16 protein-coding genes are annotated in these 18,576 nt (G+C 65.1%); 14 read left to right on the top strand and 2 right to left on the bottom strand.

Annotated elements, in window-relative coordinates:
* Window positions 1-2 precede the first annotated feature (2 nt).
* The 8 genes from trbE to ASE85_RS16625 all read left to right on the top strand — a co-directional run bounded on the left by trbE (window position 3) and on the right by ASE85_RS16625 (window position 7,939).
* Window positions 3-2,459, top strand: a complete 2,457-nt coding sequence (gene trbE, locus ASE85_RS16660; RefSeq protein WP_056690863.1) for a conjugal transfer protein TrbE — start codon at window positions 3-5, stop codon at window positions 2,457-2,459.
* The gene (trbJ, locus tag ASE85_RS16655; RefSeq protein ID WP_056690860.1) at window positions 2,459-3,214 is read left to right on the top strand and encodes a P-type conjugative transfer protein TrbJ; all 756 of its coding nucleotides are present in this window, start codon (window positions 2,459-2,461) and stop codon (window positions 3,212-3,214) included. The genes trbE and trbJ overlap by 1 nt, the downstream gene beginning before the upstream one ends.
* A 135-nt stretch (window positions 3,215-3,349) precedes the next feature.
* Window positions 3,350-4,663, top strand: coding sequence for a P-type conjugative transfer protein TrbL (trbL, locus tag ASE85_RS16650; protein ID WP_056690858.1), 1,314 nt, complete (start codon window positions 3,350-3,352; stop codon window positions 4,661-4,663).
* Window positions 4,664-4,666: 3 nt separating this feature from the next.
* Window positions 4,667-5,488 carry a conjugal transfer protein TrbF gene (gene trbF, locus ASE85_RS16645; RefSeq protein ID WP_056690854.1) on the top strand — a complete coding sequence of 274 codons (822 nt, stop codon included), beginning with the start codon at window positions 4,667-4,669 and terminating at the stop codon, window positions 5,486-5,488.
* Window positions 5,485-6,321 (top strand): P-type conjugative transfer protein TrbG, encoded by an 837-nt coding sequence (gene trbG / locus ASE85_RS16640; protein WP_056690851.1) that lies wholly within the window; start codon window positions 5,485-5,487, stop codon window positions 6,319-6,321. Before trbF ends, trbG begins: the two co-directional genes overlap by 4 nt.
* Entirely contained in the window at window positions 6,318-7,502 is a 1,185-nt protein-coding gene (locus tag ASE85_RS16635) for a TrbI/VirB10 family protein (RefSeq protein ID WP_056690847.1), read from the top strand. Before trbG ends, ASE85_RS16635 begins: the two co-directional genes overlap by 4 nt.
* Window positions 7,503-7,505: 3 nt before the next feature.
* Entirely contained in the window at window positions 7,506-7,736 is a 231-nt protein-coding gene (locus tag ASE85_RS16630) for a DUF2274 domain-containing protein (RefSeq protein ID WP_056690844.1), read from the top strand.
* Entirely contained in the window at window positions 7,733-7,939 is a 207-nt protein-coding gene (locus ASE85_RS16625) for a hypothetical protein (RefSeq protein ID WP_056690843.1), read from the top strand. Before ASE85_RS16630 ends, ASE85_RS16625 begins: the two co-directional genes overlap by 4 nt.
* A 94-nt stretch (window positions 7,940-8,033) precedes the next feature.
* Here ASE85_RS16625 and ASE85_RS16620 read toward each other — a convergent pair whose 3' ends face one another.
* Both ASE85_RS16620 and ASE85_RS23415 read right to left on the bottom strand, forming a co-directional pair.
* Window positions 8,034-9,410: an IS1182 family transposase gene (locus ASE85_RS16620; RefSeq protein WP_056690840.1), complete on the bottom strand. Its 1,377-nt coding sequence runs from the start codon at window positions 9,408-9,410 to the stop codon at window positions 8,034-8,036.
* A 562-nt stretch (window positions 9,411-9,972) separates the two neighbouring features.
* Window positions 9,973-10,500, bottom strand: coding sequence for a hypothetical protein (locus ASE85_RS23415; protein WP_056690837.1), 528 nt, complete (start codon window positions 10,498-10,500; stop codon window positions 9,973-9,975).
* Window positions 10,501-10,590: 90 nt separating this feature from the next.
* Between ASE85_RS23415 and ASE85_RS23410 the strand changes: the two genes are divergently transcribed.
* From ASE85_RS23410 to ASE85_RS16585, 6 genes are all read left to right on the top strand, one after another.
* Window positions 10,591-11,376: an alpha/beta hydrolase gene (locus tag ASE85_RS23410; protein WP_162237471.1), complete on the top strand. Its 786-nt coding sequence runs from the start codon at window positions 10,591-10,593 to the stop codon at window positions 11,374-11,376.
* Between the two features lie 328 nt (window positions 11,377-11,704).
* Window positions 11,705-13,048, top strand: a complete 1,344-nt coding sequence (locus tag ASE85_RS16605) for a GTPase-associated system all-helical protein GASH (RefSeq protein WP_082462905.1) — start codon at window positions 11,705-11,707, stop codon at window positions 13,046-13,048.
* A 3-nt stretch (window positions 13,049-13,051) separates the two neighbouring features.
* Window positions 13,052-14,023, top strand: a complete 972-nt coding sequence (locus tag ASE85_RS16600) for a TRAFAC clade GTPase domain-containing protein (RefSeq protein WP_056690826.1) — start codon at window positions 13,052-13,054, stop codon at window positions 14,021-14,023.
* The gene (locus ASE85_RS16595) at window positions 14,020-14,850 is read left to right on the top strand and encodes a hypothetical protein (RefSeq protein ID WP_056690823.1); all 831 of its coding nucleotides are present in this window, start codon (window positions 14,020-14,022) and stop codon (window positions 14,848-14,850) included. The genes ASE85_RS16600 and ASE85_RS16595 overlap by 4 nt, the downstream gene beginning before the upstream one ends.
* A 16-nt stretch (window positions 14,851-14,866) precedes the next feature.
* On the top strand, window positions 14,867-17,341 hold the full coding sequence (locus tag ASE85_RS16590) for a GAP1-N1 domain-containing protein (protein ID WP_056690820.1): 2,475 nt from the start codon (window positions 14,867-14,869) through the stop codon (window positions 17,339-17,341).
* A gap of 29 nt (window positions 17,342-17,370) precedes the next feature.
* Window positions 17,371-18,438, top strand: a complete 1,068-nt coding sequence (locus ASE85_RS16585) for a caspase family protein (RefSeq protein WP_056691289.1) — start codon at window positions 17,371-17,373, stop codon at window positions 18,436-18,438.
* Window positions 18,439-18,576: the final 138 nt, after the last annotated feature.

The following is an 18,576-nucleotide window of genomic DNA, read 5'->3' as shown; positions in this document are numbered from 1 at the left end:
AAATGATGTTCTTGGGCGAATATCGCGCGTCCGCCGAACGGCTTGCCGATCACCTGCCCTGGGCAGCGCTGGTGGCGCCCGGTGTGGTGCTCAACAAGGACGGCAGCTTTCTGCGCGTGCTGGCCTTTCGCGGTCCCGACTTGGAGTCCGCGACCGAGGCAGAACTGGTCGCCGCCTGCGCGCGGGCGAACAATGTGCTCAAGCGGCTGGGCAGCGGCTGGGCGCTGTTCTTCGACGCGGAGCGGCGCGAGGCGCAGGCTTATCCCGACAGCGCCTTTCCTGATGCGGCGAGTTGGCTCGTCGATGGCGAGCGGCAGGCGGCGTTCGAGGCAGCAGGGACACATTTTGAAAGCCGCTATCACCTGACCCTGACCTGGCTGCCGCCGGCAGATGCGACCGACCGCGCGGGCCGGAGCCTTGTGGAGCGGCCCGATGGCGAAAACACACGTGACTGGCGCGGCGCATTGGAAAGCTTCGTTGCCGAAACCGACCGCGTGCTCGACCTGCTCGCTGGCTTCATGCCGCAGGTGCGCCCGCTCGACGATGGCGAGACGCTGACATTCCTGCATGGCGCGGTCTCCGACCGGCACCATCGGGTCGCGGCGCCCGAAACGCCGATGTATCTCGATGGGCTGCTCGCCGATACGCCGCTGGTCGGCGGGCTTGAACCGCGCCTTGGCGACCTGCATGTGCGTACGCTGACGATCCTGGGCTTCCCGAGCTTTAGCCGTCCCGGCATCCTCGATGCGCTCAATCACCAGGATTTTGGCTATCGCTGGGTCACGCGCTTCATCGCGCTCGACAAGACGCTGGCGACCAAGACGCTCACCTCGCTCCGGCGCCAATGGTTCAACAAGCGCAAGTCGATCACCGCGCTGCTGCGCGAGGTCCTCTATAATTCGCCCGCGCAACTGCTCGACAGCGATGCCGACAACAAGGTGGCCGATGCCGACCAAGCCCTCCAGGTGCTGGGCGGCGACCATGTCGCGTTCGGCTACCTGACCACGACGATCACGGTCACGGACCAGAGTCGGATGGCGGTCGAGGACAAGGTCCGCGCCGTCGAGAGGATCGTCAACGGGCTTGGCTTCACCTGCGTCCGCGAGACCGTCAACGCGGTCGAGGCCTGGCTCTCCTCGCTGCCGGGCCAGACTTACGCCAATGTCCGGCAGCCGCTGGTGCATACGCTCAACCTCGCGCACCTGATGCCGCTTTCGTCGGTGTGGGCCGGGCCAGTGCGCAATGCCCACCTAGACGGACCGCCGCTGCTGGTCGCGAAGACCGCCGGCTCGACACCGTTCCGGCTCTCCAGCCATGTCGGGGATGTCGGGCACATGATGGTCGTGGGGCCAACGGGCGCTGGCAAGTCGGTGCTGCTGAGCCTCATCGCGCTTCAATTTCGGCGCTACCCCGGCGCCCAGGTCTATATCTTCGACAAGGGCAACAGCGCGCGGGCCGCCGTGCTGGCGATGGGCGGCGTCCACCATGCGCTGGGATCGGCGGAAGCGGACGGCGAGATGCTGGCCTTCCAGCCGCTGGCGAACATCGACGATGCCGGCGAACGGAGCTGGGCTGCGGATTGGATCGCGGCGCTGCTCGCGCACGAGAGCTTGGTCGTAACGCCGGAAATAAAGGACGCGATCTGGACCGCGCTCGGCAGCCTTGCTTCCGCGCCGCGCGAGGAGCGAACCCTGACCGGGCTCGCAATGCTGCTCCAGTCGAACGCGCTGCGCCTTGCGCTCCAGCCCTATACGCTCGAAGGCCCGCATGGCCGGCTACTCGATGCCGCCGAACAACATCTTAGCCTGGCCGACGTCCAATGCTTCGAGACCGAAGCGCTGATGGGCCAGACCGGTGCGGTCGCGCCCGTGCTGACCTATCTGTTTCACCGGCTGGAAGAGCGGTTCGATGGCCGCCCGACCTTGCTGATCCTCGACGAGGCCTGGATCTTCCTCGATCATCCGCTTTTCGCCGCCCGCATCCGGGAGTGGCTGAAGGTGCTGCGCAAGAAGAATGTAGCGGTGCTGTTCGCGACGCAAAGCCTCGCGGACATAGCGGGCTCCGCGATCGCGCCGGCCATCATCGAAAGCTGCCCGCAGCGGATCCTGCTGCCCAACGATCGGGCGATAGAGCCGCAGGGCCATGACATCTATGCGCGCTTCGGCCTGAACAACCGGCAGATCGAGCTGATCGCGCGGGCCACGCCCAAGCGCCACTATTACCTCCAGTCCGCACGGGGCAACCGACTGTTCGAGCTGGGCCTGGGCCCCATCGCGCTGGCTTTGTGCGGCTCGTCGGACCCCACAGCGCGGGCCCGGATCGATGCGGTCCTCGCCGAGCATGGGCGCGAGCGGTTCGCCGAAGCCTTGCTGCGCGACGCTGGCCTCGACTGGGCGGCCGACCTCGCCGCCAATTTCCCCCGTCCAGATATCAAAGCCCCCAACCAAGGAGAGACGTAATGCGTGGTCCCAATCAAAAGCACATGATCGCCGCCGTGCTCGGCCTCGGCGCGTGCGGCGCTCTCGGCATGGGCGCGATGACGCTGACGGCGAGCCCAGCACATGCCCAGTTCAGCGGCATCGTGTTCGATCCGAGCAACTATGCGCAGAACATCCTGACCGCTGCACGCACGCTGCAGACCGTCAACCAGCAGATCCAGCAACTTCAGAACGAAGCGCGGATGCTCGTCAACATGGGCAAGAACCTGACGCGCATCGACTTCCCGCAGCTCGATGCCCTCAAACAGAAGCTTGCCGAGATCGACCGGCTGATGGGCCGCGCACAGGCCATCGACTTCCGGGTCGACCAGCTCGACGACAAGTTCCAGTCGCTGTTTCCCCAGGACTTCAGCTCTGCCCTGCGCACCGATGCCCGCGTGCGCGACGCGCGAGCGCGCCTCGACGCCAGCATGGGCGCGTTCCGCCAGACGATGACCGTGCAGGCCCAGGTGGTCGAGAACATCCAGTCGGACACCGAGGCGCTGGCCGACATCGTCGCGCGCAGCCAGGGTGCCGAGGGCTCGCTTGCAGCGCAGCAGGCGACGAACCAGCTTCTCGCGCTCACGGCCAAGCAGCAGTTCCAGCTCCAGCACATGATGGCCGCGCAGTTTCGCAGCGAGTCCGTCGAGCAGGCTCGCCAGACCACGCAGGCGGCGGAAGCTCGCGCGGCGACGAAGAAGTTCCTCGGTTCCGGATCGGCCTACACGTCTGAATAGCCCCCGGGCCGCAGGTCCGATCCGGCCCGCGGTCGGCGGTGCCCCCTCTCATGCCGTCGATCGCCGTCGCGGGGCGTGGCCCGCTCCCCCGCTGCGCCCCGCGACACCTCTTCGCTCCATCAGGAAGGCAGTCATTTGAACGACCTCAATGTCATCGACCGCTTCCTTCAGGCGTTCATCACCTACATCGACAGTGGGTTCGGACTGCTTGGGCCCGATGTCGGATTCCTGACTGCGACGCTGATCGGCATCGACATCACGCTTGCCGGCCTGTTCTGGGCGATGGGCGGCGAGGACAATGTCATCGGCCGGTTCCTGCGCAAGATCCTGTATGTCGGCGCGTTCGCCTTCATCCTGAACAGCTTCTCGACGCTGGCCGACATCATCTTCCGCTCGTTTGCGCAGGCTGGCCTGACGGCCGGTGGCGGCACGCTCTCGGCCGATGACCTGCTCAAGCCCGGCCGACTTGCGGGGACGGGTTTCTCGGCCGCATGGCCACTCCTCGAACAGGCCAGCGAGATGGTCGGGTTCACGACATTCTTCGACAATTTCCTGACGATCATGGTCCTGCTGTTCGCTTGGGCGCTGGTGATCGTCGCCTTCTTCATCCTCGCGGTGCAGATGTTCGTCTGCATCCTCGAGTTCAAGCTGACCACGCTGGCCGGCTTCATCCTCGTGCCCTTCGCGCTCTGGAACCGAACGAGTTTCCTTGCCGAGCGCGTGCTGGGCAACGTCGTCTCTTCGGGCATCAAGGTGATGGTGCTCGCCGTCATCGTCGGCATCGGTTCCAACTTCTTCAGCGAGTTCACCGACGCGCTGCAAGGCCAGGAGCCCGACATCGGCCAGGCCATGAGCCTCGTGCTCGCGAGCCTTTCCCTGTTCGGCCTGGGCATATTCGGACCGACGATCGCTTCGGGCCTGGTGTCCGGCGCGCCGCAACTCGGCACGGGTGCAGCGCTCGGCACCGCCGTCGGCGCTGCCGGGGTGACGATGCTGGCGGGTGGCGCAGCTATGGGCGGAGCGCGCGCTTTGGGTGGTGCTGCACTGGGCGCTGTCCGCTCTGGCACGGCAATGGGGTCGGCCGCGTCGACCGCCTACCAGCTTGGCCGCGAGACCGCCGCCACTCCCTCGGTTGGCGCGGGCCTCGGCGGTGTGGCGCGCGCAGCGGGGAATGCCGCGCGATCGCGCGTAGGCGGCGCCCTTGGTCTCGGCCAAGCCGCGGCCGGCGGTCGTCAGGCGGCATGGGATGCGCTCAACCAAAGCTCACCGCCATCCAACCCGAGTGGACCGGGCGGCGGCGGGGAGGCCGGCGGAACGCCCGCCTGGGCACGCGCTATGCGCGATCAGCAGACGAGCCGTCATCGCCAGAGCCAGGCGATCCACGCGCTCCAGCAGGGCGATCGCGGCGGTGGATCCGCCACCCCGGACATCAAGGAAAGGAACGACTGAGCCATGTTCTTCAAGCGAAGCGCGCAGCGCTACGGGCGCACGCCACCTCCCGAGACGCCGTACCAGCGCGCCGGCCAACTATGGGACGAGCGGATTGGCTCGGCACGGGTGCAGGCGCGAAACTGGCGACTGATGGCATTTGGTTGCCTCGCGCTGACCGCCGGGACCTCGGCGGGTCTCGCCTGGCAATCCTTGCAGAGCCGGGTAACACCCTATGTCGTCGAGGTGGATCGGCTGGGTGAGGCGCGCGCCTTGCAGGCGGCCGATGTCGCGTATCGGCCGACCGACGCACAGGTCGCGTGGCACCTCTCGCACTTCATCACCAACGTCCGCTCGGTATCGCTCGACCCGGTCCTGATGCGCCGCGACTGGCTCCAGGCCTATGACTTTGTGACGAAGCGGGGCGCCCAGTTCCTCGGCGACTATGCCCGCTCAGCGTCGCCGTTCGCCAGTGTGGGCGAGCGTACCGTGTCGGTGCAGGTGACCAGCGTCGTGCGCGCGTCGGACAAGTCGTTCCAGGTAAAGTGGACGGAGACGGGGTTCGAGCGCGGGTCACAGGCGGGCAGCAGCCGATGGACAGCCATTCTTACCACCGTCACGCGCCCGCCAGCATCGACCGACGTCCTACGCAAGAACCCTCTGGGCATCTACATCGATGCGATCGACTGGAGCCGCGAACTCGACACGACGCCCGCTTCCTCGTCCATGGCGCAACCCGCACAACAACCTGCCGCGCACGTGCCCATGGGATCGCCGCTCGATCCCGACCTCGGGGCCCAGACCGCGATGCCGGTCTCCCCCACCCCCCAGGAGAAAAATCCATGAAGCTCGTCTTTCTGCCGGCGATCGCCGGAATGCTCCTCGCTTGCCCGGCGCTCGCGCAGGAACGCTCCGCATCAACACTCAAGACAGTCCGGTCGGCGACGCGCAGCGCCACCGTGGAACCGGTCGCCCTCGGCTTCATCGCCGGGGCACAGGTCTATCCTTTCAGCGAGGGCACGGTCTTCGCGGGCTATGCCGCGCCGGGGCTGGTGACTGACATCATCCTGCAGTCTGGCGAAAACCTCGTTGCGGTCGCCAGCGGCGACACCGCCCGCTGGGTGATCGGCGACACGACCAGCGGCTCGGGGGACGGGAAGCAGACGCATGTCCTGGTGAAACCGTTCTCGGCGGGCCTGCTGACGAACCTTGTCATCACCACCGATCGCCGCGCGTACCATGTCCGCCTGGTAAGCACCTCGGCGACCGCCCTGTCGTCAATGCGGTGGACCTATCCCCAGGACGAGTTGCTGGCGGTACAACGCAAGGCGGAGGCCGCCCAGATCGCAGCGCCGGTGGCCGCCGGCGTCGCCATCGATCAGTTGCACTTCCACTATGCGGTCAGCGGCGACCGTCCTGCATGGCGTCCGCTCCGCGCGTTCGACGACGGGACGAAGACCTATATCGAGTTCCCCGCATCGCTTGGCGTCGGCGAGGCGCCACCTCTGTTCGTCCTTGGTGCAGACGGGAAGGCTGAACTGGTCAACTATCGGCAGCGCGACCGCTTCTACGTCGTCGACCGGATCTTCGACGCCGCCGAGCTTCGCCTCGGCCTGAAGAAGAGCGAGGTCGTGCGCATCGACCGCGTGTCGCGCCCCGCCAAGCGGAGGGGCGCATGACTGACACGCTCGCCACCGAGCAGCCGACCATACCGGCGGCGAAGCTCGATCCCGAAACGCTGAGCATTCGCTCGCGACCGGCGCGGGCGATACGCTTTCGCCGGGGCGCGATCATCGGCGCAGCCGCGCTCGGCTCGGTCAGCCTCGTAGGCGTCGCTTGGATGGCGCTGAAGCCGCAGGTATTCCGGCACGTCGTCCAGGACAGCGAACTGTCGCAGCCGATGGCGAAGTCGGCCTCGGACGCGCTGTCCGAATTGCCGACCAGCTATGGCGATACGCCTAAACTCGGTCCGCCATTGCCTGGCGACCTGGGTCGGCCGATCCTTCGTGCGCAGGAACGGGCGGAAGCCGCGACCGCGTCCACGCCGGTCGATACCGCTGCGGCGGCACGCCAGCAGCGGGTAGCGGATCTCAAGGCTGCAAGAGAGTCCGGACTCATGGCGCAGACCACCAGCGGCCGCGGCGGGGCGGCCCCGGCAGGCGCAAGCGCGACGACGCTCGATACCCAGCCGGCCAATCCGACCGCCACCGGAACCCGCAAGGAACAGTTCGCGTCGACCCGGGACGCCGGTGGTGACGTCAATTCAGGAGTGTTGGTGGCGCCGATGTCCCCCAACAGCCTACTTGCCGGCAGCGTGATCGCAGCGAGCCTGATCACCGGGCTCAACTCCGACTTGCCTGGCATGGTTACCGCGCAGGTCACGCAGAACGTGTTCGATACGGTCACGGGCAATATCCTGCTCGTGCCGCAGGGTGCGCGCCTTATCGGCAAATATGACTCCGTCGTCGCCTTTGGACAGCGCCGGGCACTGGTCATATGGCAGCGCTTGATCTTGCCGGATGGCAGTTCGGTGCGGCTCGACAACATGCCGGCGACTGACGCGGCGGGGTATGCCGGGCTTGTAGACAAGGTGGATTTTCACACCTGGACCCTGCTCAAGGGCGTCGCCATCGCCACGTTGCTGGGAGTCGGATCGGAGCTGTCGATCTCTGGCGAGAGCGATCTCGTGGAGGCGATCCGCGAGTCTGCTCAGTCGAGCACCGCGAGGGCCGGCGACCAGATCACACAGCGCAATCTCGACATCCAGCCGACGATCACGATCCGGCCGGGCGCGCCCGTCCGCGTGCTGGTGACCCGCGATCTCATACTGGCGCCATGGCGCAAAAATGCAGGGAACTGACACATGGTCGATATCAAACTTGCAAGGTTGCCCGATCGCACGCCGGTCAAGCTCGCCATTACCATCACCCCCGATCTGCAGAGCGCTCTCAACGACTATGCCGCCATCTACGCCCAATCCTACGGGCGTGAGGAACCAGTGACCGAATTGATCCCTGCGATGCTGAGTTCATTTCTCGAAAGCGACCGCAATTTTGCACGGGCGCGCGAAGAAGTGCGGAAGGCGCGGCCATGATCGAGCGGGCTTGGGAGAAGAAGATCGAGCCCTTGACGGTGCGCATCTCGACGGCGGTTCGCATAACTGGCCTCAGTCGCTCACGGATCTACGAACTCATTCAGGCTGGCGATCTCGACACGGTAAAGGTGGGACGGGCAACACTGGTTCAGTACGAAAGTTTGAAATCTCTGACCACTGGTCGTGGTGGACCAAGCGTATAAGCGAGGGTCAAGTTTCGACCGATAGTGTTGAAGAAGTCGATCTTCGCCGGGTGTTGGGATCGAAGCGGGAATGGGCTGAGTGTCGTTTTGGCCTTCAACCCGTTGCTGGTTGAGCCTTCATCGGCAGAAGCTTGGCCATCTTGCGGAGGTTCTGGGCGGTAGCGGCGAGGAGGAACTCGTCTTTTGCTCCATTTGGCCCACGCAGGCGCAACCGATCCAGCTTCAGTATGCGCTTGAGATGCGCGAACAGCATCTCGACCTTCTTTCGTTCCCGGCGTGAAGTGACATAGGCGTCGGTCAGCGCCAGATCGCGGGCCAGATCGCGAGCGCCTTCATGGACTGAACGCAGGATTTTGCGGACGGGCTGTCCCGGACAGCAGTCCGGCTTAAGCGCGCAAACGTCACAATCGGCTTTGGACGCGCGATATCGCATGAAGCCGTCCTGATCGACACCCGAGCGCGCTGTTGCGAAGTTGCGATGCTGCCGCTTCAGATCCTTTTCTCCCGGGCAGACATAGACATCGCGCTTATGCTCGAAGCGGAAGGCGGATCGCTGAAAGCTGCCGGTGCGCCTGTTGCTATGATCAAAGACCGGGATATGCGGCTCTATCCCTTTCTCGTGCACAAGCCACGCCAGGTTTTCTGCAGAACCATAAGCGGTGTCCGCCGCCAGTCGCGCAGGCCAGACTTCGAACCGGTCCTGGACGCGATCGATCATCCGCCGTGCCGCAGTCAACTCAGCCTGACGCACCGCCGTGCTCGCTTCCACATCCATGATGACGGCGTTCTTCAGGTCGATCAGATAATTGGTGCAATAGGCGAAGAACGCCTGGCCGCCCTTGGCGCTGGTCCAGCGCGCGGCAGGATCGGCGGGCGACAAGAACTTCGGAACGACAGGCGTCGCGGCGCCAAACGCGGCATCGTCGAGCACAGCCAGATATTCGTTCACAGCATGGTTGGTCGCCTCCGGCGGCAACGGCTCACCGCCACGAACGCCGCGCTGGCGATTAGCATCGGCTGCGATCAGGCTGGCATCGACGGCAAAGCCTTCACCGCCGACCAGTCCCTCTGTCATGCAGCGCTCCACCGTCATCTCGAACACCTTGCGCAACAGATCACTGTCGCGGAACCGCCCATGGCGGTTCTTGGAAAACGTCGAATGGTTGGGCACATCGCCTTCCAGTCCCAGTCTGCAAAACCAGCGATAGGCCAGGTTGAGGTGTACCTCGTCGCACAGCCGGCGTTCCGAGCGGATCCCCATGCAGTAGCCAATGAACAGCATCCGGATCATCAGTTCCGGGTCGATCGAAGGACGACCTGTCTCGCTGTAATAGGGCTGCAAATGCTCGCGCATGCCGGACAGATCAACGAACCTGTCTATCGATCGTAGCAGATGACCTGCCGGTACGTGCCGTTCCAGATTGAAGCTGTAAAACAGCGCTTCCTGCGCCACCGTCCGCTCACCCATCATCGGCCTGGCTCCGTCCTGCAAGAGCAGTGAATCAGACCCCGAAGACTACTTCAAGCCAGAGTTTTTCAACACTATCGACCAACTGAAGACGTTCAGCATCGTTGGTGTAAGCGTCGGCTTTTGCCGTAACCCGTCGTTTAGATCGCGCAAACCGGCCGGTCTGGTGTGGGCCCTATTGTCACCGTTGCCGAGCTCGACGGTGCTCCAAATTGCAGACCGTCCGCTTCATACCCGCTGGCCGCCGGCAGTAGCTTCCGCATGGCGCGAACTGGGTGGAGAACGGCCCGGCCGACTTCAGGTCCGCACAAGCGGATAGAAGACGCCCGTTTATGCGAAGCGTAGGACGCTTCTAGGTGCCGCTAGACACTGCGGGGGTCGCCTCAAGAAGCCGCTTGTTGTTTCGATAGAGACTTCGCCATAAAGAACGGGACCGACAATTTAGCTTGCATCTACAATTCTAGGTGGACCTGGATAACGTGATGTGGTCACCCGGATCTGCAGGCCGAGAGAGGGAGATGTTGTGGCAGGAACTGCAGATGCGCTCGCAGATCTTCGTTTCAGCCTAAGGTTCGCGGCAGGTCGTTATCGCGGTTACGCTGCGATGGAAGACGCCGTAGACAATGCTGCTCTGTTCCAGACGCTCGCCGATGAGCGTGGTAGTGATGCGGACGACCTCGATCGCGCGGCAGACGAAAACGGTTTGCGCCAAGGCCGTCCGACGATCAGCGACGACACAGCTGGTCCACTTCTCGGTCTGGGAGGAGCCGAGCCCCATTCCGCGGCGTCGGCGGCATACCGTGTGCAGCGCGCCGAAAACACGCTCGAGCGTATGGCCGCCCAGCTCGGATCGCTCTTCGAAGGCGTTCAGTTGAGCCGAGCGCTCGATGGAGTGCGCAGACATATCGATCAGCGCCGCGAGGAGGTGCGGGCCGCGCGGCGCCGCGCTCAAGACTTCACGAAGGGTGCACTCAGCGCTGGGATTGGCATCGACCGAGCCGACGGACAGGAAGTAATGGTCTGGTTCGGCACAAACCGGCGGCGGAACGCCCGCGACCGTTTCCCAGGTGAGCGGGCAGATATCGTTACGCACGGCCGATGCCGCGTATTCGTTCCCGAAGATCGGATGAGTGGCTCGCTAGGCCGCGGTCTTTTTGGTCGAATACTAAGGGGCGATAATCGTGTGAAATTGCAAGGATTGGACATCCTCGGCGAATGCCAATTCTGGTCTCTACTGGCTAGTGAGACGGCCTCACTCGATGCTGGTGACCGGCAAGGCCTGGTTTTTCTCCACGGTTACAATACTAAGTTCGAAGATGCGGCGCGCCGGACCGCCCAGCTCAAGGTCGATCTGGCACATAAGGGACCGGCTGGGTTCTTCTCCTGGCCGTCGCTCGGCTTTGGCGCCGGCTATACCGGCGACGAAGCGGCGATAGAGGGAAGTGAGCCGGCGATCCGAAGCTTTCTAATCGACTTTGCCGAGCGCTCTGGCGCGAGCGCAGTGCACATCATCGCCCACTCAATGGGCAACCGCGGCTTGCTGCGAGCGATGGATGCTATTGCCAATGCCGCCGCATCGGCAGCGCCAGTGCGTTTCGGCCAAGTATTTCTTGCCGCGCCTGACGTCGATGCGCAGCTCTTTCGAAACCTTGCTGCCGCGTATGGCAGGCTGTCCACACGGGCCACGCTCTATGTAACGAACAACGACAAGGCGATCGGGCTCTCGCGTCGCCTGCATCATTTTGCGCGCGCGGGGCTGGCTCCGCCCATCGCCGTGGTGCCCGGAGTCGACACGATCGACGCAAGTCACGTCAATCTGGGATTGCTGGGCCATAGCTACGCAGCCGAAATGCGCCCGGTGCTTGCAGACATGCACCGCCTCATTCAAGGTGACGCTGCGCCGGATAACCGGTTTGGCCTGCGAAAGGCGCTTGGCGGCGCGGCGGAGTACTGGGAGTTCGTTCGGTAACATCTATTCAAGGCGGTGGAAGGAGCAGCCTCACAGGTGACAGTTATCGTTCATTCGTTGTGACAATCATTCTGCTGTATATCCTGCCGGCGACTACGGGATATTAAAGCGACCGATCAATCGTGTGCCGAATGGAGGATCGCGATCGCTACCAGGCTTTTTCTGTGGGTGCTTGTGAATGCCATCAAGATCGTGCGACCCTAACCGAAAAGCAGGGAACCGGAGCTCACCAGCCCACTGCGACTAATGGTGACATAAGAAACTTTTTAGCTTCTCATCGCCGCTTTGGTTGCTAGAACAAAACGAGATTAGCCAGGGGGGGGGCAGCGTGGGCGAAGGCATACTTCAAGGTTTTCTGAACAGAGGGCTGATCGACGTGGGCGGCGACGACGCCAAGCTCGATAAGCTCAATCAAGCGGCAGGTGATCTAGCCGCCGCGCTTAAGAAAAACCCCTCCAAGGCGCTTGGCTTCTCACTGATCGCGTTCGACCCCGACGCGCCTGAGGCTGATCCTATCGTTCAGGAGGCGCTGGCCGCGCTCCAGAAACGGTGGACGACATACCGCAACACCTTCTCGGCCACGCCGATTGCAGTAATCCGCGCCATGCTGCTCGATGCGCTCGTCGCCTCCGCGGCGGATGACGACCGCGTCGGCGTCTGCTTTGTCGCCTCGGCCCGCAACGCATTGCCGCTTTTGCCCGTTGATAACGAGCGCGACATCTGGATCGGGATCGTCGAGGAAGTCGAGCGGCGTGTCGACCTCCGCGCAGAGGCGGAGTGGGCTACGCCCGAGAACTTGTCGGTCCGGCCGCTGAAATATGACGCGCCGAAGCTAAACGCGGCCGAGGTTCAAATCGGCGAGGCACCCGCGGCAGCCCTGCGGGCCGGGATGATGGCAGCTGCCGGTCCACATTACCATAATCCTCAGCAAGGGAATGTCGCAACTAACGGGAACCCGCAGTGGCCGCAAAATAACCCGACCCAATGGGTAAGTGAATTTGGCCGACGCGCCGGCGCCACAATTGCGGAAGCCATCAACACCACGATTGGCGAGATCAAGGTCAGCCAGCCAGACCTAACCCAGCCGTTTGCCAAGCTTGCCGAGGCAGTCTCCGGCTACGTTGACGAGACGCTGAAAACAGTCGGCGCGGCGACCGCTGGGCTCCAGCGGCGCACGAACCTGCTCTGGTGGCGAGAGGCACTATTCTCGCCATCGGTCGGCAAGAGCTACCGGACACTCCCGCCCTCCGTCGCCGCCGCCCTGATGGCGCTCGATCTGTTCGACGCCGTCCCGCTCTTCTCGCCCGCGAGTGTCTCCGCTTTTCTGGGCGAGGCGGTGCTGCGCCTAGGGGGAATCGCGGATGGCGGAAAGCGCACCGTGCGCGATCTTGTCAAGGAAGCACAGGACGAGGCCACGCTCGCTCCACTGCGTGCCGCCGCCGCGAAGCTGGCGGCGGAGCCGGCGGGACGCGGTCCGCTGCTCGCTATGATAGGACACCCAACGCACACCGGCGCCAGGGATGTGGAAAGTTTCCAGCGGCTGACTGGTGTTCCTGCCGACTCCGAACTCGATACGGTCGCATGGGCTGGCTGGCTATTCCGCGAGCTTCAGGCCTCGAAGGCCGCGACCGACGCCTCGCCTGCGAGACGCGGCGCCGCTAGGAAGGGCTGAGCGATGGAGAAGTGTGCGCGGACAACGTGCTTCGTCCCTGACACTGGATGCGACCTCGGCAATACCGACCTCTCGAAATGCCCAATATGGAGCGGCGGCAGCGCCGCTGACAATATTGCCGACGACGACCTGTCAGGTGAGATGTTGATGCCTTGGTCCGGAAGCGCTTTTGGGCTGGCTGACCTCGGTTTCGTGTCGGGGCGCGCCAAGCCGATCGTCATCGGCGTGGTCGGGCCGCAGAACGCAGGCAAGACCACGCTACTCGCCGCATGGTATCTCCTGCTTGGCCGAGGGTTGGCCACTCCGGAAAGACGCCTGTTCGCCGGATCCTACACACTCTCCGGGTGGGAGGCAGCCGCGGGCGCTATGCGGTGGACACCGGGCCAGCCGCCGCGCTTTCCACCGCACACCACTAGCCGCAGCGGCAGAGCGCCCGGGCTCCTTCACCTGGCCTTCCGCGATGAGGAGAGCGGGGCACTAGTGGACTACCTCTTTACCGACGCACCGGGCGAGTGGTTCCAGCGCTGGGCGATCAACACAGACTCGGCGGAAGGCGCCGGCGCGCGGTGGGTCTCCGACCATGCCGACGCGTTCATAATCGTCGCCGATCGCGAGGCACTCGCCGGTGAGGCAATGGGCTCGGCCCGTGGCTCGCTCCAACTTATTGCCAAGCGGCTAGGGGCGGAGCGCGGACGCCGTCCGGTCGCCCTTGTTTGGACCAAGGCCGACGTTGAGATCTCGGCCGAGATGGAGGAGGCCGTCCGCAGCGCCGTCAATGACGCAATACCGGACGCTACCGAGCACTCCGTTAGCGTGGTCGGCACTCCAGACACGGACCCTCTCCTCAACAAGGGCGTCGGCCTTACCGAACTCCTCCAATGGGCGATTGATGTTCGACGACCGGGCGTCAGTCTGCCGCCGCCCGCGTCCACGTCCGCAGACCCCCTGTTCATCTACGGGAGCAGGAATCCGTGAGCGGCCCCTCTAATTCCATCCTCCTCGTCGGTGAAAGCGGCGTGGGGAAGACGCACTATGGCGCGCAGCTGTTGAGGCGTCTAATGCGGGTCAAAGGCGCGCTGCGCATGAACGGCGCAGCTACTAATCTTGAGGCTTTTGAGACCGCGCTTGAGAGCCTCGATGAAGGGCGGGCCGCCGGTCATACGGCGCGCACGGTGAACGTCGACAGCGTGTGGCCAGTAGTCGATGGCGGCGGGCGGCAGGCTAACCTTGTGTGGCCGGAATACGGCGGCGAGCAGATAAAGTCGGTGATCGAAAACCGGCGTTTGCCTGACGCGTGGCAGAAGCGCGTCGAAGGGGCCGACGCTTGGCTACTTCTCGTTCGGCTGCAGCAGGCCATTGTCGGCGACGACATGTTCTCAAAGCCGCTCGCTAACTTGAAAGGCACCTCGGTAGAGAACCGGGAGGTGCATCAGTCCGACCAAGCTCGGCTGGTGGAGCTGCTGCAGATGCTGCTTTTTTCCTACGGATCGGCCGCAAAGGCGCAGCGGACCCCGCGGCTCGGCGTGCTCCTCACCTGTTGGGACGAAGCGGCGACCGCACAGACGCCGGCCGAAGCGCTCGGCGCCAGGCTACCCTTGGTCTCGGCGTTCGTGCGATCAAACTGGTGCCAGCCGTTGATCATGGGACTCTCCGCCCTTGAGCGCCCGCTCAGCCCGACCACGCGCGACATGGACTACGCCAGCAAAGGGCCCGAGCACTTCGGATACGTCGTTGAACCGAACGGAACGAAGAGTACCGACCTTACCCTGCCCATCCACCACCTGCTAAACGCCGGTAGTTGAAGGGGCGGAGAGCGCGATGCGCGTAGACCAAGCGATTTACGGCACCGTCCGGAACGGGCATGGGCTCAGATGCGCAAGCGGTGACCTCAGGCTTGCGGCCGACCTCGCCCAGCGGCTCGACCTACCGGACACCGAGCCGCTGGGCGCTAACTGGTCGCCAGTCACATCTGGGTTTCCCTCGCGCGACAAATATGTCCTCGCGAGGACGTTTAGCGACCCGACGGTAGGCAGGTCGGGCATGGTAATCTCACACGCTTTCATCTGCGACCTAGCCGAGATCGTCGGCATGAAAGACCTGCGCCCACTCCTCGCGCACTTCATTACGTCGGCCGCTGCTGCGCCCGACGCCGTCGAGCCGCTCGACATCTTGCCCAGCCAGGGCATGCCGCCCGCCTCGCCCGACCTGGCCGACGCCGCGCAGGCGCTAGTCGCTCGCGGGAACGGCCCGGTAGTTCGGATCGGATCCGTCGGATTCGAGGAGCTCATCGTCGCGCTGTGGGGACGGCTCTGGCCGACGCTGCGTGGCAAGCTCTACTTCCGGTTGAGCTTCAGCCCAAAAGACGTCGTGGAGAAGCCCGGACCGACGATCGTCTGCACCCCGGCCTCGCTCATCGGCCGTTGGCAGGACCAGCGAATCGTCGGCCGCAACGTGGCAGGCGGGCTCAAGGCCGCAGGCATGATCGACGGCTCACCCGACGGCAATGATCTCCACGCGTTCGGCGAGCGGATCGGCGCCGACCTCGAGGGCTTCCAAGACCTGCAGCTCCTCGAGCAGGCGCACGCAATGGTGACGGCCAGCCCTGACACCGTCGCGCGGCTCGTCTCGGCTGCTAGGCTCGTCGAGCGGCTCTCGCCGGATCCGTCGCGCGGCGCGGCGGAGAAGGAGGCCATCATCGGACGCCTCTCGCGCGCGCTCCCCGACGCGACGCCTTCCGAGATCCTGACGCTGCGCAACCTCGCGCTCCCCGGCTTCGCGACCAGCGGTGCCCTGTGGCAGGGGCTCGAGGACTGGCTGGTAGGTAGCGGCCATCCCGCCCCATACGACTCCGAGGCGGTGACCATCGTCACCGACGCGCTCGTCGGCACCGAAGCGGTCGCGCAGTGGCGCGCCGCTGCCCGTCGCGGACTGGAACGCTCGTCGACGGCTCCCGGGGGGGCGTTCGCCGCCGCGTTCTGGCGCTGGGCCAAGGCCGACTTCAGGACGTCGTCGCCGCTCGTCGCCTTGGCCGCCGCGGACCGCAAGGCGCTTGACGCCGTCGTCGCCGCCGCCCCGACCGAACTCGACCCCGCTACCGCGAAGCCGATCATTGAGGCCGCCGCGCGGTCTGGGCTGCCCCGGTTACACGCGGTCACGGCCAGCGGCAGCATGAAACCGGCGGACGCAGCGCGGGCCCAGAGCGCCGCCGAGAAGGGCGCCGATCCCGCCGCGATGCGGCTCGCGCTGCGCCGCGTGAAGCCCGACGAGCTTCTAGACGTCTTCGTCGACGTCCCCGACGATCGGGTGCTGACGATCGCCGGCGAGGCCGTGGCTAAGGACCCGAAGCTCTTGGCGCGGCGGGACATGTCTACTGTGGCCAACCGCCGCATCTGGGCAGCGGCGCTGAGGGAGGACCCTGCCGCGTGGGACGGGCCGGCCGAACCGCGCAAGGCTTTTGACCAGCTCCTCACCGAGCAGATTGACGGCGCCCACCCGCCGACCGAGCTCCTCGACCGGCTATCGACCACACCGCTTGCGGACGTCACGTCGCTTCCCCGCAGGAGCGAACTTTGGGCGAAGTTACCCGCCACCATCCGCGACCGCCTGCTCGCCGCCACCGTCGACGCTTGGTTCGCGCGGCTCGGCACCGCCGCGAAGGAGGCTGCGCTCGAAGCCCCGCTGACTGACCGGATCTTGGTCGATGCGAGATTCGGCCAGCTCCTCGACCGGGTGACCGCGCGCGGGATCGCCGAGGGCCTCCGCCTCATCGACGCGCTGGGCGGCCTCGACGCCAACTGGTTCCGCACGTGGATACTGACCGCCGTCCGGTCGACGCGCCTGCTTCCCTCGGACGACGCCGAGCTCATCGGGCGCACGCTCGCGGCGCGGCGGCGGCGCGACATCGTCTCCGATTTAGTTGCCCTCTATCGCGGCGGCCGCAGCGATCTCGCGCCGGCACTGCGCCAATGCCTCGACCTCATCGGTTTCTGGGATAGGATGTTCCTTGGCCTCTCGTCCGTCAGCAGCGCCGAAAAGTGGGAATCGCTGGTGGGACTTGCCGCCGAGCTCTACCCGAAGGGGCCAGACCAAGAGGCGCTCTGGTCGCGCGCCGGCGGGCGGGACTCCGACCTGCGCCACCACGGGACGGGTAAGGAGCGGTGGCACAGCGCGCTGCGCGATATCCAGAACGGCCGGCCGCCGCGTATCTGGAAGCTGATTAGCGAGATGCGGGTCGACTACCCCCAGAACACCAACCTCAGCATGCTGGCTGGCGACGCCCTGTTCCGCGCTTAAACGGGAACGCGCTGATTATGGAGACGAGCATGCAGTTCAACCAAGGCCGGGCGCTCGTAATCGGCGTCGCTGACTATAAGGAAGTCCGGCGCCTGCCCGAGGCCGTCCTTAACGATGCGCGCGACACCGCCGATGCGCTGAAGTCGCCGTCGTACTGCGGTTACCCCGATGCGAACGTGACGGTCCTCACCGATGGCCAAGCGACGCTCGTGGGCATCCGAAACGCGCTCGCTGACCTCGCCGCGAATTCGACGGCCGACAGCACCGTCGCGATATTCTTCTCCGGCCACGGCACGCGCGTCGGATCGGGCGGGGCGGCGACGAGCGCGCTCGTCCCCTACGACTGCAAACGGAGCGACCTCGCGGGCACTACGCTCGGCGAAGCCGAGCTTTCTGCCGCGATCGGAGCGATCAAGGCACCGCGCGTCCTCGTCATCATCGACGCGTGCCACGCGGCCGGCGCAGCTACGCTCAAGTCCGACCTTGACGAGGTGGATGACGACGGGCTGGACGTGGGCTTCGACGAAAAATCGCTGCAGCAGCTGGCGAGCGGGACTGGCCGGGTGATCTTCGCCTCGTCGCGTGCGACCGAAGTGTCACGCGTCCTCAGGGGGGAGCGCAACAGCGTCTTCACGACCGCTATGCTCGCCGGCCTTAAGGGCGCTGCGGCCACCGCAGGCGACGGCACGATCCGGGTGTTCGACCTGTTCAACTACGTGTCCGAGGCGGTCAGGCAGGCCGTGCCCGGCAGGCAGCATCCGATCTTCAAAGCGTCCGAACTCGAGGAGAACTTCCCCCTCGCCCTTGCCCTCGGCGGGACTAAGTCCCTCACGCCCCACTTCGCAGTGCGGGACCGCTCGCTCGAGCAGATCTTGTCGGACCTCTTCCCGGCAGGCCCGACGGACCAACAGATTTGGCTGCGTGCGGGCGGCGAGGTGGCCAACCTCACGCTGGGCGGGACCGGACGGTCGCAGTGGTTCTCGGCTTTACGCCTGCTGTCGCAGGGCGGCGGCGGGGGCAACGTTACTCGCGAAAGCCTGATCGACGCGGCACTGGAAGAGTTTCCTGCCCACCGCGAGTTGGGGGCGCTCCGTTGACCCTGCGGCGCGCACTGCAGTTGTCATGCGGCGTTTCCCCCTAAAGCATGAATCCACTGGCGGCTGTCCGGGCTCGCCAAGCGGCCGGTCCGCTCACATGAACTAGCGGCACGCTGCGGGCAGTGGAAGGCGGCAAGT

Origin of the sequence: Sphingobium sp. Leaf26 (assembly GCF_001421665.1) — a bacterium.
In the GTDB taxonomy this organism is placed as follows: Bacteria; Pseudomonadota; Alphaproteobacteria; order Sphingomonadales; family Sphingomonadaceae; genus Sphingobium.
This window is presented reverse-complemented; position numbering and strand designations above follow the sequence as displayed.

What these genes read in the sequence shown, in the direction of transcription:
- ASE85_RS16625 (WP_056690843.1), top strand. Translation starts at nt 7,733, where the DNA reads ATGATCGAGCGGGCTTGGGAGAAGAAGATCGAGCCCTTGACGGTGCGC.
- ASE85_RS16620 (WP_056690840.1), bottom strand. Translation starts at nt 9,410, where the DNA reads ATGATGGGTGAGCGGACGGTGGCGCAGGAAGCGCTGTTTTACAGCTTC.
- ASE85_RS16600 (WP_056690826.1), top strand. Translation starts at nt 13,052, where the DNA reads ATGGAGAAGTGTGCGCGGACAACGTGCTTCGTCCCTGACACTGGATGC.
- ASE85_RS16585 (WP_056691289.1), top strand. Translation starts at nt 17,371, where the DNA reads ATGCAGTTCAACCAAGGCCGGGCGCTCGTAATCGGCGTCGCTGACTAT.
- trbE (WP_056690863.1), top strand. Translation starts at nt 3, where the DNA reads ATGATGTTCTTGGGCGAATATCGCGCGTCCGCCGAACGGCTTGCCGAT.
- trbF (WP_056690854.1), top strand. Translation starts at nt 4,667, where the DNA reads ATGTTCTTCAAGCGAAGCGCGCAGCGCTACGGGCGCACGCCACCTCCC.
- ASE85_RS16630 (WP_056690844.1), top strand. Translation starts at nt 7,506, where the DNA reads ATGGTCGATATCAAACTTGCAAGGTTGCCCGATCGCACGCCGGTCAAG.
- trbG (WP_056690851.1), top strand. Translation starts at nt 5,485, where the DNA reads ATGAAGCTCGTCTTTCTGCCGGCGATCGCCGGAATGCTCCTCGCTTGC.
- ASE85_RS16590 (WP_056690820.1), top strand. Translation starts at nt 14,867, where the DNA reads ATGCGCGTAGACCAAGCGATTTACGGCACCGTCCGGAACGGGCATGGG.
- trbJ (WP_056690860.1), top strand. Translation starts at nt 2,459, where the DNA reads ATGCGTGGTCCCAATCAAAAGCACATGATCGCCGCCGTGCTCGGCCTC.
- ASE85_RS16635 (WP_056690847.1), top strand. Translation starts at nt 6,318, where the DNA reads ATGACTGACACGCTCGCCACCGAGCAGCCGACCATACCGGCGGCGAAG.